This is a genomic window from Alphaproteobacteria bacterium (assembly GCA_033344895.1).
Taxonomy (GTDB): domain Bacteria; phylum Pseudomonadota; class Alphaproteobacteria; order UBA8366; family Aestuariispiraceae; genus Pacificispira.
The window spans coordinates 3500472-3513880 of sequence record JAWPMN010000001.1 but is presented as its reverse complement, the minus strand read 5'-3'; the positions used below and the strand labels follow the sequence as shown (position 1 = coordinate 3513880).

The 13409-nt window shown below is 62.4% G+C and carries 15 protein-coding genes; 4 read left to right on the top strand and 11 right to left on the bottom strand.

The window, feature by feature from the left end; genetic code table 11:
* Positions 1–77 precede the first annotated feature (77 nt).
* Positions 78–1409 carry a multiheme c-type cytochrome gene (locus tag R8L07_16920; GenBank protein ID MDW3207225.1) on the bottom strand — a complete coding sequence of 444 codons (1332 nt, stop codon included), beginning with the start codon at positions 1407–1409 and terminating at the stop codon, positions 78–80.
* Between the two features lie 201 nt (positions 1410–1610).
* Here R8L07_16920 and R8L07_16915 point away from each other — a divergent pair, with 201 nt between their 5' ends.
* Positions 1611–2312, top strand: coding sequence for a DUF1045 domain-containing protein (locus tag R8L07_16915; GenBank protein ID MDW3207224.1), 702 nt, complete (start codon positions 1611–1613; stop codon positions 2310–2312).
* On the opposite strand, the gene phnN is transcribed toward R8L07_16915, so the two are convergent.
* The 8 genes from phnN to phnG are packed head-to-tail and all read right to left on the bottom strand — an operon-like array spanning position 2297 to position 8622.
* A complete protein-coding gene (gene phnN / locus R8L07_16910; protein ID MDW3207223.1) occupies positions 2297–2845 on the bottom strand; it encodes a phosphonate metabolism protein/1,5-bisphosphokinase (PRPP-forming) PhnN in 549 nt (182 codons plus the stop codon). The genes R8L07_16915 and phnN overlap by 16 nt on opposite strands.
* Before the next feature lie 4 nt (positions 2846–2849).
* Entirely contained in the window at positions 2850–4073 is a 1224-nt protein-coding gene (locus R8L07_16905) for an alpha-D-ribose 1-methylphosphonate 5-triphosphate diphosphatase (GenBank protein ID MDW3207222.1), read from the bottom strand.
* Between the two features lie 17 nt (positions 4074–4090).
* Positions 4091–4792 (bottom strand): phosphonate C-P lyase system protein PhnL, encoded by a 702-nt coding sequence (phnL, locus tag R8L07_16900; GenBank protein MDW3207221.1) that lies wholly within the window; start codon positions 4790–4792, stop codon positions 4091–4093.
* A 12-nt stretch (positions 4793–4804) separates the two neighbouring features.
* Positions 4805–5584: a phosphonate C-P lyase system protein PhnK gene (gene phnK, locus R8L07_16895; GenBank protein ID MDW3207220.1), complete on the bottom strand. Its 780-nt coding sequence runs from the start codon at positions 5582–5584 to the stop codon at positions 4805–4807.
* Positions 5581–6477 carry an alpha-D-ribose 1-methylphosphonate 5-phosphate C-P-lyase PhnJ gene (locus tag R8L07_16890; protein ID MDW3207219.1) on the bottom strand — a complete coding sequence of 299 codons (897 nt, stop codon included), beginning with the start codon at positions 6475–6477 and terminating at the stop codon, positions 5581–5583. The genes phnK and R8L07_16890 overlap by 4 nt, the downstream gene beginning before the upstream one ends.
* Positions 6477–7547, bottom strand: coding sequence for a carbon-phosphorus lyase complex subunit PhnI (locus tag R8L07_16885; protein ID MDW3207218.1), 1071 nt, complete (start codon positions 7545–7547; stop codon positions 6477–6479). Before R8L07_16885 ends, R8L07_16890 begins: the two co-directional genes overlap by 1 nt.
* Positions 7548–7550: 3 nt before the next feature.
* Positions 7551–8153, bottom strand: a complete 603-nt coding sequence (phnH, locus tag R8L07_16880; protein ID MDW3207217.1) for a phosphonate C-P lyase system protein PhnH — start codon at positions 8151–8153, stop codon at positions 7551–7553.
* A gap of 4 nt (positions 8154–8157) precedes the next feature.
* Positions 8158–8622: a phosphonate C-P lyase system protein PhnG gene (gene phnG, locus R8L07_16875; protein MDW3207216.1), complete on the bottom strand. Its 465-nt coding sequence runs from the start codon at positions 8620–8622 to the stop codon at positions 8158–8160.
* A 178-nt stretch (positions 8623–8800) separates the two neighbouring features.
* Between phnG and phnF the strand changes: the two genes are divergently transcribed.
* Entirely contained in the window at positions 8801–9598 is a 798-nt protein-coding gene (gene phnF, locus R8L07_16870; protein MDW3207215.1) for a phosphonate metabolism transcriptional regulator PhnF, read from the top strand.
* A gap of 154 nt (positions 9599–9752) precedes the next feature.
* The gene (locus tag R8L07_16865; GenBank protein MDW3207214.1) at positions 9753–10949 is read left to right on the top strand and encodes an aromatic ring-hydroxylating dioxygenase subunit alpha; all 1197 of its coding nucleotides are present in this window, start codon (positions 9753–9755) and stop codon (positions 10947–10949) included.
* Positions 10950–10951: 2 nt separating this feature from the next.
* On the opposite strand, the gene gmk is transcribed toward R8L07_16865, so the two are convergent.
* The gene (gmk, locus tag R8L07_16860) at positions 10952–11608 is read right to left on the bottom strand and encodes a guanylate kinase (GenBank protein ID MDW3207213.1); all 657 of its coding nucleotides are present in this window, start codon (positions 11606–11608) and stop codon (positions 10952–10954) included.
* A 4-nt stretch (positions 11609–11612) separates the two neighbouring features.
* Positions 11613–12488, bottom strand: a complete 876-nt coding sequence (locus R8L07_16855) for a YicC/YloC family endoribonuclease (GenBank protein ID MDW3207212.1) — start codon at positions 12486–12488, stop codon at positions 11613–11615.
* Positions 12489–12582: 94 nt separating this feature from the next.
* Between R8L07_16855 and R8L07_16850 the strand changes: the two genes are divergently transcribed.
* Complete coding sequence (locus R8L07_16850; GenBank protein ID MDW3207211.1) at positions 12583–13332, top strand: SDR family NAD(P)-dependent oxidoreductase; 750 nt, start codon at positions 12583–12585, stop codon at positions 13330–13332.
* Positions 13333–13409: the final 77 nt, after the last annotated feature.

Sequence of the window (13409 nt, the reverse complement as noted above, 5' to 3'; positions counted from 1 at the left end):
CCATCTTCGTATCGAAAGATTACCGGGACTTTAACGAACAAGTTGCGCTCTTCTCCCCAAAAGCGGTCCTTGTTACCCTACTGCACTGCTGAGCGCACGCCCTCAATCGCCGCCAGATACTCCGCCGGCTTGAAGCTTTCATCGTGCTCTACCGCCTTGTAGGCGCCTTCCAGTGCCGCATTCGCCCGCTCCAGGGCATCGCCCTTCAGCTTCCCGGACGATTCCAGCGCCGCAATCACCGTTCCGATAGCGTAGGTCGCCTGTTCCGCTGCGATATAGTCGACGAACTCGCCTTCCAGGCCGACCGCGATCAGGGCGTCCAGAACACGCTCCATCTGATCGCCACCAAAGCCGTGTGCGGCCACTTTCTGAATCAGCCCGTCCATCGTGCCCTTCAATGCGTCGGCGGCAGCCAGCGTGGCCTCATGCCCCTGGCTCGAGGCCTGGTGCAGGGCGAGTGTCTGCATCTCGATTTTCTCCCCCAGTCCGGGGTCGATGACGCCGGCAACGACGCGCAGCATGATCAGGTTGCCGTCGTTCAGGCGCGGCACGCCCGGACCAAGCCCCACGCTATCGCGCGGCTGCCAGCGCAGGTTCGACATCGGGTGATGGCAGGCATGACAGTCGAAGAAGACCAGTTCCGGGAAAATCCCGTCCTGGTTTCGGCCCGGATCGGTCAACGCGGACAGGATTTCCTGTGCGGCAACAGCCTGACCGATCGCCCAGGTCTTCACCCCGTTGGTCCAGGTCTTGCGCTGGCGATAGTCGGAATCGACCCGGAAATGGGCGGGCTGCGCAAAGGTGTAGGTATCCAGTTCGAAAGACAGCCGCGGATGTCCCGCGCCCATGATCCGGTGGGTAACGAACTTGTCCTTCGTACCGTAGTGACAGCTGAGACAGAGTTTCGCCCGGGCAACCGGCTGGTCCGTCGGATACATCCCGGCGGCCAGATTGTCCGCATGGCCTCCGACCCCGGCGATATGCGTACCAAGCCAATTCTCCGCCCCGCCATGGCAGGCTTCGCAGGTGATACCGTCAGACAGCACGAAGTTCTTCGCACGCCTCGACTGCGGCACATTGTTGGTATGACAATCGAGACAGATCTTTGCCTGCCGCGCATCCCCAATGCCCAGATTGGCAGCAATACGCTGCGCACGCTCTCCGCCCAACGTATCGTAGGCGCCGGCATGCGGATCGTGTTTGGCCCAAGTTATGGCCTCGTTCTGCAGCACGGAAGAGTTCGGCCATGGCTGAACGGCACCGTGACAGGTCGACCCGGCGCAGGTCTGCACGCCCAGATGTTTGGAATCCGAAAACTGCGGCAAGGTCTGCGCCTGAACCGATCCGACAGAAAATGCCAGACCGACGGCAAAACCCAATCCCGCGACAACCCCACTCAGCTTGACCATAACCACTCCCCCAAGCGCTTTTTCAAGCATTTGGGAGAGTATTGCGCGCCTTCTCATTCGAATCAATGAATCGAAGCACGATGTTTGGGGAAGTTTTTGAGAAACTTGATTCGCTGGTCTGGACAAAGCCCTGATTTTTAGGGCTGATTGCGTGAATTTTTCTCCCGTTCGACTCCCGTTGTGAAACAGGTATCACGCCCCATGACATTCTCTCGGTATGCGATTTACTTCGGCCCCAGACCCGGAGAGCCATTGCATGCCTTCGGCCTGGAATGGTTCGGCACGGACCCGGAAACAGGCAAGGAGGTTCCCTGCCGGCCGCTTCCCGGCTTCGATCTGGCGGCACATGCGGCGTTGACCAGGGCCCCGCGACGCTATGCGCTTCACGGCACACTGAAACCGCCGTTTCGCCTTTCAAAGGACCAAACTTACGCGGATCTGGCGCTGGCGGTTGAAGCGCTGGCAGCGCACCTTCCGACGCTGGAATGCGCCAATCCAGTCCTGAGAAGACTGAGCGGGTTCTTTGCTGTCTGCCCTGCCCGCCCGGATCCGGTCCTCGACAGAATTGCGGCGGCCTGCATTACGGAATTGGACCGGTTTCGAACACCACCGTCAGAAGCGGAACTCGCGCGTCGTCGCTCGGCGGGGCTGAGCGACCGTCAGGACCGCAATCTGCTGCGATGGGGCTATCCCTATGTGCTGGAGGATTTCCGGTTTCATGTGACGCTGACCGGCCGTGTCGACGACGCGGCAAGCCGTCGGATCGAACCGGCGCTGAAGGAGCGGCTGAACCCGGTGCTGGCCGCCCCATTGAGCCTTCGCGACCTCTGCATCTACGGCGAACCGGACGACGGCAGCCCGTTCCGGATCGTCGATCGCTTCCCGCTTCAGAGTACGCCCTGAATGGCCTCGATGAAGGCGGATTCCGCAGCTTCAAGGCTACCATTGTTGCCAATCACGACGACGTCCTCGCCCGATGGCAATCCATACGGCGCCCTGCGCAGGCGTTGCGCAATATCCTCGGCCGACTCGCGCCCCCTCGCGGCAAGACGGCGTGCCAGAACATTCGTATCCGCCGTGACGACAATGATGCGTCGGTTCACATACCGGCGGCGCACGTCGTCGATGACACTGCGGGACAGATTGGCGACGGCGGCTGCCCCCCTGGCAATCGCGGCATCGACCTCGATCGGGATGCCGTAGCGCAGACCGTGCGCCTGCCAATGCAGCGCAAAGGCACCGGCCGCAGCCGCATCCTCGAACGCATCGGCCCCGAGGGCGACGTGATCCTCGCCGCCCGCCCCGGCAGGACGAGTGATGACGCGACGGGCAAAAACAACGGGCCCGTCGTCCCGGAAATGGCGTCTCGCCGCATCGATCAGGCTGTCCTTGCCTGCCCCCGACGGACCGACGACCCCGATGAAGCATCCCGGCATCGGATCAGGCGACCCGTTCACCGCCGCGCCATACGCCGCGAATGATCGGATGATGGTCGGTCGCCCGAACCCGGACGAGGTCCGCGATCCGGCCGGCCGCAATTATCCCCCGGTCCTCAAGACCTGCCGCCCGCGCCGGGTTGGCAGTAACCGTCGCAACCGCGTGAGGCAGATCAATGCCATCAATCTGGTCGGCCAACAGAAATGCCGCATGAATCAGGCTGGCGGGCACATAGTCGCTGGAAAGGATGTCCAGATATCCCAGCGCCGCCAGTTCCGCGGCCGCCACATTGCCGGAATGCGATCCGCCCCGCACCAAGTTGGGCGCCCCCATCAGGACCGCGAGCCCATTCTCGTGGGACGCTCTGGCCGCCGCCACCGTCGTTGGAAACTCGGCAATCGTCATCTTGTCCTGAACCGCCTCCTGAACATGGTCCGGCGTTGCGTCGTCATGGCTGGCCAGGGCATGACCATGGGCCTGCGCCAGATCGACGACATATCGACGGTTCCGCGCGCTGTGCAGCACCTGGTCACGCTTGCGGTCGACGATATAGGCAGCCATTTCGGCATCGGTGAAGCCGTGTTTGCCCTGATAGTATTCGACATACTTCGCTTCATTGACGAACTGCCGCTGTCCCGGAGTATGGTCCATGACCGACAGCAGACCAACCAGGGGGCGCCGGATCAGCGGTGGCAGCAACTCCTCCACGCCGCCGAAGGCCACTTCACAACGCAGATGGATCTTGTGGCGTGCCTTGAACAGGGCATGGCGCTCCCCTTCCTCCAAGGCGTCGCAGATCGACTGCAACGCCCTGAGCCGCAGGCCTGCCTCGTCAAAGGCGCCAACGGCCACGCTGTCATACACGGTCGTGATACCAGCGGCGATAACCTGCATGTCATGGGCCACGGCCGCCGGCAATGACGGCCACATTGCGCCCGGCCGCGGCAGCAGATGTTTCTCGATATTGTCCGTATGCAGTTCGACCATGCCCGGCATCAGATAATCGCCGTTGCAATCGATCACGGTCGCGCCCGCCCCACGGGGAACGAAATCGCCATCGCCGATTTCCACGATCCTGCCGTCCTGAACCGTGACGTTTCCGAGTTGTACGCGGTCTGTCAGGATCAGGCGGGCATTGGCAAAAATTGCTTCGTCGCCGCCGCTTCGGTCGTCATGACCGGCTTCGTCGGAAAGGTCGCTTACCTCATACAAATCGTCGATCGGCATGGTGGATTGATTGCTCCTCAGGCTGCAGCGGCAAAGGCGCCGATTTCGAATTCCCGGTCACATACGGCATTTCGTGTTTCAGCATCATGAAAGATGCCAATCAGGGCGGAACCGTTCGACTTGGCTTCCCGTATCAGTTCCAGAACGGCTTCACGATTGGTCTGGTCCAGCGACGCCGTCGGCTCGTCCAGCAGCATCACCGGGTACGGCGCGACAAAGCCCCTGGCAATGTTCACACGTTGCTGCTCGCCTCCGGAAAAGGTGGCTGGTGCCAGATGCCACAGCGATTCCGGCAGATTCAGACGGGACAGGATGGCCGCCGCCCTCTCTGCGGCCTCGTCTGCGGAAACTCCGCGGGACACCAGCGGTTCGGCAACGACGTCCAGCGTGGACACCCGCGGAACGACGCGCAGAAACTGGCTGATATAGCCCAATGTCCAACGCCGCAGATCGAGAATGCCACGCGGATCGGCCGCTGCTACGTCAATCCATTCCCCGTCACGCCGAATCTCGATCGACCCGGCTGGGCACAGATAGTTCCCGTAGATCATACGCATCAGCGTAGACTTTCCCTTTCCGGAAGGTCCCGCCAGTGCGACGCACTCCCCTGCGGACACCGACAGGGACAGGTTCGCAAAGACCGGAAGGGAAGCCCCCTCCTGGTTGTGCAGCGTGAAGGACTTCGCAACGTTGGCAAGGCGGATCATTTCATTCGACATGTCAGGCCGCTCCTAGGGCTGCAGGACGGAGGAAACCAGCAATTGCGTGTATGCGTGCTGCGGATCGTCGAGGACCTGATCGGTCAGTCCCTGTTCCACGACATGGCCGCGCCGCATCACCATCAACCGATGCGACAGCAGCCGGGCCACCGCCAGGTCATGGGTGACAACGATCGCACTCAGGCCCATTTCCGAGACTAGGCGGCGCAACAGATCGAGAAGACGCGCCTGAACGGACACGTCCAGCCCGCCGGTCGGCTCATCCATGAAGACCAGTCGAGGCCCTGTCACGAGGTTGCGCGCAATCTGAAGGCGCTGCTGCATGCCGCCGGAAAACGTGTCCGGACGATCATCGACGCGCCCCGTATCGACCTCTGTCTTCTCCAGCCAATCGATGGCCTGGCTTCGGATCGTGCCATAATGCCGGGCGCCGACGGCCATCAGCCGCTCACCGACATTGCCGCCGGCGCTGACCCCCATGCGCAGGCCGTCCCGCGGGTTCTGGTGAACGAAGGCCCAGTCCGTCCGCATCAGGAGGCGCCGTTGCGATTCCGACACGCCATGCACGTCCAGCACCGTACCCGTCCGGTCCGTGTAGAGGACACGCCCCGAATCCGGCACCAGGCGACCGGCAAGGCAGTTCAGCAGTGTGGTCTTGCCCGACCCGGACTCCCCGACAATTCCGATGACCTCGCCCGGAAAGAGGTCGAACGACACTTCCGCGCAGCCAAGATGCGCACCATAGTGCTTTTCCAGCCCGTCAACCGACAGCAGGGTTTGCTCTGCACTCATTCCGCCGCCTCCCGTGCCGGGCCGGCATGGCCGTCTTCCCGCCGTTCCGTGCAATGATCCGTATCGGAACACACGAACATCCGCGTGCCTTGATCGTCCATGATGACCTCATCCAAGAAACTGTCGGTCGCCCCGCACAGGGCGCAGGGCCGATCCCATTTCTGAACCTCGAAGGGGTGATCCTCGAAGTCCAGACTGACGACATCGGTATAGGGCGGGATGGCGTAAATGCGCTTCTCCCGACCGGCGCCGAAGAGTTGCAGTGCCGGCGTCCGATCCATCTTCGGATTATCGAATTTCGGCGTCGGGGACGGATCCATGATGTAGCGACCGGCGACCTTTACCGGGTAGGCATAGGTTGTCGCGATATGGCCGTGCCGCGCGATATCCTCATACAGTTTCACATGCATCAGGCCGTACTCTTCAAGCGCATGCATCTTGCGGGTCTCCGTCTCACGCGGCTCAAGAAAGCGGAGCGGCTCTGGGATCGGGACCTGAAAAACGAGAATCTGCCCCTCTTCCAACTGGGCCTCCGGAATGCGGTGGCGGGTTTGGATGATAGACGCCTCGCGGGTCTTCTCGGTGGTCGCGACATTCGCCACCCGCTTGAAGAATTTCCGGATCGAGACGGCATTGGTCGTATCGTCCGCGCCCTGATCGATCACCTTCAGCGTGTCGTCCTGTTTCAGGATCGCAGCCGTAACCTGAATGCCGCCGGTGCCCCAGCCATAGGGCATGGGCATCTCACGCCCCGCGAAGGGCACCTGGTATCCCGGCACGGCAACGGCCTTGAGCAGGGCGCGCCGGATCATCCGTTTCGTCTGTTCGTCCAGATAGGCGAAATTGTACTGCTGCTCGGTATCGGTGTTGGTATCGGTGTTGGTATCGGTCATCATTCCGCCGCCTCCATCCGCATGCGACGAACCAGTTCCAGTTCGGACTGAAAATCGACGTAATGCGGTAGTTTCAGGTGTTCGACGAAGCCCGTCGCCTGGACGTTGTCGCAATGGGACAGGACAAACTCCTCGTCCTGGGCCGGCGCGTTGCGTTCCTCGCCCAGTTCGCCCGCCCGCAGGCTGCGGTCGACCAGCGCCATGGCCATGGACTTGCGCTCGCCATGGCCCAGAGCGACCCCGTAGCCACGCGTGAACTGTGGGGGGGCAGTCTTGGAGCCCGCGAACTGGTTGATCATGTTGCACTCGGTCAGTTCGATCTCACCAATTTCGATCGGAAAGCCCAATTCTTCCGGCACGAACTCAACCGACACCCGTCCGACCCGGATTTCGCCGGCAAAGGGATGCGTGCGGCCGTAGCCGCGCTGTGTCGAATAGGCCAGGGCCAGCAGGTATCCCTCATCCCCCCGCGCCAGGCTCTGAAGCCGCGCATCGCGCCCCATCGGATATTCCGGCGGCTCGCGCGTGATATCGGCGGGCTCGGTGTCCGCATTGGCAGGATCAGGCGTTTCGACCAAACCCTCGGAGGCAAGCAGGTCCAACACATGCGGGGTCGGCTCCTGCTGCGGTTCGGCGGGCTGTGCGGTCACAGTCTCGCCACCATCTGCCGCCAGTTTGAAATCCAGCAGACGGTGCGTGTAGTCGAAAGTCGGCCCCAGAATCTGCCCGCCGGGAATGTCCTTGAAGGTGGCGGAGATGCGCCGGTCGATCTTCATCTTCCCGGTCTCCACCGGCTCGCTGCTGCCGAACCGGGCCAGCGTGGTCCGATAGGCCCGGATCAGGAACGCCGCCTCGATCAGATCCCCCCGCGCCTGCTTGATCGCCAGCGCCGCCAGATCACGGTCATAGACGGAGCCTTCGGTCATCACGCGATCGACCGCGAGTTTCATCTGCTCCCGGATCTGGACAATGCTGAGTTCCGCGACCGACGGATCGCCCCGCCTATCTTCGGCGAGCAATTCATGCGCATTGTCGATGGCACGTTCGCCGCCCTTCACCGCAACATACATGGCTCAGCCCTCCCCGCCCGAGATCCGCGTGCTGCGGGGCAATGCCGCGACCGCATTCCCGGAAACGAAAATCGTATCAATGCCCAGCGGGAACAGGGCTGCATTGCGGCTGAGGGCCTGCCAACCATCCGTCGACAAGCCAGTAGGCGCAAAGTCCGTGCGGTTCGCTATTCCCGGTCCGCGCAACGTCCGTACCTCTCCGCCCGCCAGGGAATTGCACAGGACAACCGCCGTCGCGGATCGGTCCGGGTATTCCGGGGTACCGATCGGCAAGGTTTCGGTCGCCAGCGGCACACCGGATGCCGTCAGAAAGGCGAAGCGGCATTGATCGGCGCGTTCCACGATCGGGCAACCGGCGTGAAAGCGAAGGTAGGATTCGACCGCCTCGGACCGAAGCTCCGGATCGATCCAGACCGGTGTATCGGCATCCAGCAGGCTGAGCGCCACGACGGTGGCAGCCGAACTGAACCGATCTGGCGGTGACGCCAGTATCGGCAGTTCAACCACCCGCCCAGGATTCGACATTGCATCCAGCATGGCCCGAAACGCCAGGGCGGATTCGCGAACCGGGTCTGCAAATCCGGGTGATAGCTCCATGACGGTCATCGCGTCAGTCCTCTCCGCGTACCATGGTGAAAAAGTCGACCTTCGTTGCCGCGACCTTGGCGGCCCGACAGCGATCCCTGTCGGCCCGCTCCGCCAGTAGCGGTTCGATGATTTTCCTGCGAAGGTCCCCGGCCTTGTCCGGCTGCTGAAGCATGGCGTCCAGGACCGCCGCCTGCTGCGCCTTCTTGCGGTCTCGACCCGCAAGATACGCGTGGCCGACCGTTCCGTCCTTCAGCCGGACGGAGCACCGGGTAACCGTCATTTCACCGATATTGAAGGGCGCTCCGGCGCCCCCCACTCGGCCCCTCGTCATGATCAGGCCGGATTCCGGCGCCCGGAGGAGCTCGTATTCTGGCACCTCCTGCAGGTCATCCCACAACTCCGCCAATCGCCGGGATGGCGCAGTCGCCAGCGCCCCCATCCAGCGCTGCCGCGCCGACTGTGACTCGTTGCCTTCTGTGTTCGACATGAATTCGCAGCCCTTCGCCGTTACTCGACAAACCGTCCAAAGGTCTAGACTCGCGTCAAATATTCATATAGACGTCTAGATGAACTCACTTTGCAGAGTTTGACTGCCGAGCGCAAGCCGGGAGTGCGGTGCGGGCCGTTAATTAAATGTGACGTAAGACCGACAGGGAGTTTCAAACGTGTATTCGATCGATGGCGAGCCGATCTGGCGTCAGATTGCCGGAACACTGGAATCCGAGATCGACCAGGGCATCTATGAGCCTGGAGACCGCCTGCCGACAGAAAACGAACTGTCACGCCGCTTCGCGGTGAACCGCCATACCGTGCGGCGGTCCATGTCCTTCCTCCAGGAGATGGGTAAGGTGCGCATCGAACAGGGGCGCGGCACCTTCGTGCAGAGTGATCTTGTCGAGTACCCGATCGGCGAGCGTACGCGCTTTACCCAGAATGTGTCCGAATCTAATCGCCTGCCGAGCAAGACGCTGCTGCGGGCGGAGCAGATACGCGCCGACGCCACTGTGTCGCGCAATCTTGGTATCCGGAAGGGCGCCCCCGTCGCCCTGATCGAAGCGGTCAGCGAAGCCGACGGCCGGCCGATCGGCGTCGCCACGCACTATTTCCCGGCAAAGCGATTTGCGGAGATCATTCCAGTCTTCCGTCAGACCCTCTCCATTACGGAATCCCTGAAGGCCTGCGGCGTCAGCGACTACAAAAGGTTCTCGACACGAATTACCGCAATTATGCCGACGCGGCAGATTGCGGCCCACCTTCACCAGCCGCCCACCCGGCCGGTACTTCAGACCGAGAGCATCAATGTCGACATGGATGGACGGGCCATCGAATACGGCATCACGCATTTCGCAAGCGACCGGACCCAATTGATCGTCGAAAGCGAACCGCTGGACCACCATGCCGTCATCAAGCGCTCCGGTACGCCACCGGACGATACGGCGAATCCGGACTCAGAGTATCGGTAACCGCGTCGCGGCGGGCAGACAAAGCCAGCCCCGGTTTTCGGTCAATTCTGTTGCAGGACCGGCGAATATTTTTCGCTCCTGCACCGGAAAGGCGTCGGTCTATCCTGTCTCAAGAGCCGACAATATCCCCTGCCGATCGCGAAAGACCGCGCCAATGTCCCTGCATCAGAAGCCCAGCACACCAAACCGCCGTGTCCTGTCGGGCAGCGAAGATTTCGACGGACTTAAGGAAGCCCATCCGACCCTCCCAGGTCGGAATTACCGGGATCCGGAAATCTACCGGGTGGAACTGGAGCGGATCTTCTACAGTCGGTGGATATTCCTGTGCCACAGTGACGCCCTAGCGGAATCGCGCAGCTTCCGACGTTTCACGATCGGAAATCAGGGAATTTTCCTGGTCCGCGACGAAGACGGGACCCTGCGCGGATTTCACAATACCTGCCGTCATCGGGGATCGGCACTGTGCGTCGAGGAACAGGGACGTCTGGCGGGGCGGTCGATCCGCTGCCCCTACCATCAATGGGCCTATGGCCTGGATGGGCGGCTGATCGCGACCACGTCCCACGCGGTCGCACCGGATTTCGACAAGGCGGACTACCCGCTCTATCCCGTTGCGGTGCAGGAATGGCGCGGCTGTGTCTTTGCCTGCCTGGCGGACGACCCGCCGAACCTGGAAGAAGGGTTTGAGCGCGGCAGCGACCGGATCGATCATTGGCCGATGGAAGAGCTGAAGATCGGGCATGTCTGGCGCAAGAGGATGGCGTGCAACTGGAAGGTCTTCTGGGAGAACTTCAACGAGTGCCTGCATTGCCCCAACATTCATCCGGAGCTTTGCGACCTGGTGCCCATATACGGTCGCCGGATTTCCGCCGTTCGCGACGACCCGCATTGGCAGGATCATGCGGAGGACAAGGATCCGCGCTTTGCCGGCGGATTGCGAACCGGCGGCGAAAGCTGGACGATGGACGGAAGGCAGGTCGGCGCCACGTTCGACCGGCTGACCGAAGCTGAACTGCAGCGCGGGCAAAGCTACTTCGTCAGCCTACCATCGGTCTTTATCGCGGCGCATCGGGATTACATGCGCACCGTTCGGGTCCTGCCGACCGGCCCGGAAGAGACGGAAATCGTCGCCGAATGGCTGTTCCCGCAGGCGACGCTCGACGGCATGTCGCCGGAGGACATGAAACGGGTCACCGATTTCGGAATTCTGGTCATGCAGCAGGACGGCGATGCATCGGAACTCAATCAGCTGGGTCTGAGATCCCGCAAGTACGAACACGGCGTCCTGATGCCGGAGGAACACTGGGTGAAGGGCTTCCACGACTGGGTACGCGAAACCCTGGCGGACTGACGTCAGCCGGCGCGCAGGCCCTTCACGAACTCGCCCAGCCCGACCTGACGTTTCCGTTTCAGGCGCTCGGACCGCAGGATGGATCGGACGTTCTCGACGCTTTCGTCGATGTCACGGTTCACGATGACCCAGTCATATTCCGTGTAATGGCTCATTTCATCGGCGGCCTTGGCCATGCGGCCCGCAATGACCTCCGCCGTGTCCTGTGCCCGCTTGGTCAGGCGCCGCTCAAGCTCATGCGATGACGGGGGCAGAATGAAGACCCGCACCAGATCCTCCAGCGCGCTTTCCTCAAGCTGCTGCGTGCCCTGCCAGTCGATATCGAACAACACGTCGCGCCCTTCCTGCAGGGCAGCCATGACCGGCTGCCGGGGCGTTCCGTAGTAATTGTCGAAGACCTTGGCGTGCTCCAGCAACTGGCCGCGATTGACCATCAGATCGAATTCGGTCTTGTCGATGAAGTGATAATGCTTGCCCTCGATCTCGCCCGGCCGTTTCGGACGGGTCGTCACCGACACCGACATGGCGATGTTCGGGTCGCTCTCCAGGATCGCCCGGGAGATGGTGGATTTGCCGGCGCCGGACGGCGAAGACAGCACCAGCATGAGGCCACGCCGGCGAATGGAAAAGAGATCGTCGGAAGAACCGCCCAATGCCATGTTTTCACTCGAGATTCTGAACCTGCTCGCGCAGTCGGTCGATACAGGCTTTGAGGTTTAGTCCGATTCGGGTCAGGTCCAGCGCCGCCGATTTCGACGCCAGAGTATTGGCCTCGCGATTGAATTCCTGACACAGGAAGTCGAAACGCCGTCCGATTCCCGTGCCTTCGCGCAGCAGATCGCGGGCTGCCTCGATATGCGCCTTCAATCGGTCCAGTTCCTCGCGGACATCCGCCTTGACCGCCAGGGCGGCGGCCTCCTGGGCCAGACGATCCGAGGGCAGCGCTCCGTCATTCGGCAGCAGTTCGTCCAGTTGCGCGGCGATGCGATCGCGGATCGCCTGGGGCGTCGCCTCGGCACAGCTTTCGGCTTCCTCCACCAGCGTTTCGATCTCACCCAGATGGTCGCGCAGGACACTGGCGATGCGGCTACCTTCTTCCGCACGTGCTTCTGCCAGCCGGTTCAGGGTCTCGACCAGGGTTGCCTCGATCTGCGCGATGCGCTCGTCATCGCCGGACAGGTCACCGGCATCCTCTTCCGCTGCCTCGACCACGCCGCGTACCGCAAGAAGAGCGTCCAGCCGGGGCCGTTCGCCATAGGCTTCGCAACGGGCGATCAGATCGTCGAGCAGCCCCTCGTTGACCCGGACCGACGACCGGCCGCCAACCGGTCGAACATCCAGATTGATCGAGAAGTTGCCCCGCTTGAAGGTTGCCTGCAGGAATTTGCGGACGGTCGGGTCCAGACGCTCCCAGCCCGATGGAATGCGCAGCCGGGCATCCAGCGACTTGCCGTTGACGCTGCGCGCCTCCCAGGTCCAGCGAACCCGGTCATCGGCCCCCTCGCCTCTGGCGAAGCCGGTCATGCTGCAAGCGGTCATGGCAGAATCCCCCAATTCGTTGCGCCTTATTTGGCATGCCGCGCCGGAATTGGGAAGCCTTGCCGGCTGCGGCGCAGGCCCGCATTCTAGGACCATGAAGACCATCCTGATCACCGGCGCATCCAGCGGCATCGGCGCCGCCCTTGCCCGGGAATATGCTGCTTCGGGCGTTCGATTGATTCTGTGTGGCCGGGATAGGGCACGTCTGGACGCTGTAGCGAATGATTGCCGTGCGGCCAGAGCCATCGTCGAGGCGAGCGTCCTGGATGTCACGGACCGCACCGCCATGCGTGCCTGGATCGAAGCAGCGGATAGCGGCGGACCGATCGACGTCGCCATTGCGAATGCGGGCGTTTCCGGCGGCGGCAGCGAGGACGCCGACCGGAAGATCTTCGATGTCAATCTGGGCGGCGTGCTGAACACAATCCATCCGGCTCTGGACCGCATGACGGCCCGCGGATCGGGCACTCTGGCCCTGGTCAGTTCGATTGCCGGCAACCGCGGTTTTCCCAGCGCGCCGGCCTATTCCGCCTCGAAGGCCGCTGTTCTGGCCTATGGGGAGGGGCTGCGCGGCCGCCTGCGTGGCAGCGGGATTGTCGTCTGCGTGATCTGTCCCGGCTTCGTCCGAAGTCGCATTACCGACCGGAACGACTTCACGATGCCCTTCTTCATGGAGGCGGATCGTGCCGCCCGGATCGTTCGGCGCGGGCTGGAAAATGGCCAGGCGAAGATATCCTTTCCCTGGCCGATGCGTCTGGTCGGCTGGCTGTCCCGTGCCCTGCCCAGCGGTCTCGGCACGCGCCTCATGTCGGGGCTGCCGGAGAAGCGACCGGACCAAATGTAATATCTCTACAGAACGCCCATTCGGTCCCAGCCGGAAATGCCGAGCAGACCACCACCCAGGACACAACTCATATCGTG

Coding starts and splice junctions, on each gene's coding strand:
- R8L07_16920 (MDW3207225.1), bottom strand. CDS start 1,409: ATGGTCAAGCTGAGTGGGGTTGTCGCGGGATTGGGTTTTGCCGTCGGT.
- R8L07_16915 (MDW3207224.1), top strand. CDS start 1,611: ATGACATTCTCTCGGTATGCGATTTACTTCGGCCCCAGACCCGGAGAG.
- phnN (MDW3207223.1), bottom strand. CDS start 2,845: ATGCCGGGATGCTTCATCGGGGTCGTCGGTCCGTCGGGGGCAGGCAAG.
- R8L07_16905 (MDW3207222.1), bottom strand. CDS start 4,073: ATGCCGATCGACGATTTGTATGAGGTAAGCGACCTTTCCGACGAAGCC.
- phnL (MDW3207221.1), bottom strand. CDS start 4,792: ATGTCGAATGAAATGATCCGCCTTGCCAACGTTGCGAAGTCCTTCACG.
- phnK (MDW3207220.1), bottom strand. CDS start 5,584: ATGAGTGCAGAGCAAACCCTGCTGTCGGTTGACGGGCTGGAAAAGCAC.
- R8L07_16890 (MDW3207219.1), bottom strand. CDS start 6,477: ATGACCGATACCAACACCGATACCAACACCGATACCGAGCAGCAGTAC.
- R8L07_16885 (MDW3207218.1), bottom strand. CDS start 7,547: ATGTATGTTGCGGTGAAGGGCGGCGAACGTGCCATCGACAATGCGCAT.
- phnH (MDW3207217.1), bottom strand. CDS start 8,153: ATGACCGTCATGGAGCTATCACCCGGATTTGCAGACCCGGTTCGCGAA.
- phnG (MDW3207216.1), bottom strand. CDS start 8,622: ATGTCGAACACAGAAGGCAACGAGTCACAGTCGGCGCGGCAGCGCTGG.
- R8L07_16865 (MDW3207214.1), top strand. CDS start 9,753: ATGTCCCTGCATCAGAAGCCCAGCACACCAAACCGCCGTGTCCTGTCG.
- gmk (MDW3207213.1), bottom strand. CDS start 11,608: ATGGCATTGGGCGGTTCTTCCGACGATCTCTTTTCCATTCGCCGGCGT.
- R8L07_16855 (MDW3207212.1), bottom strand. CDS start 12,488: ATGACCGCTTGCAGCATGACCGGCTTCGCCAGAGGCGAGGGGGCCGAT.
- R8L07_16850 (MDW3207211.1), top strand. CDS start 12,583: ATGAAGACCATCCTGATCACCGGCGCATCCAGCGGCATCGGCGCCGCC.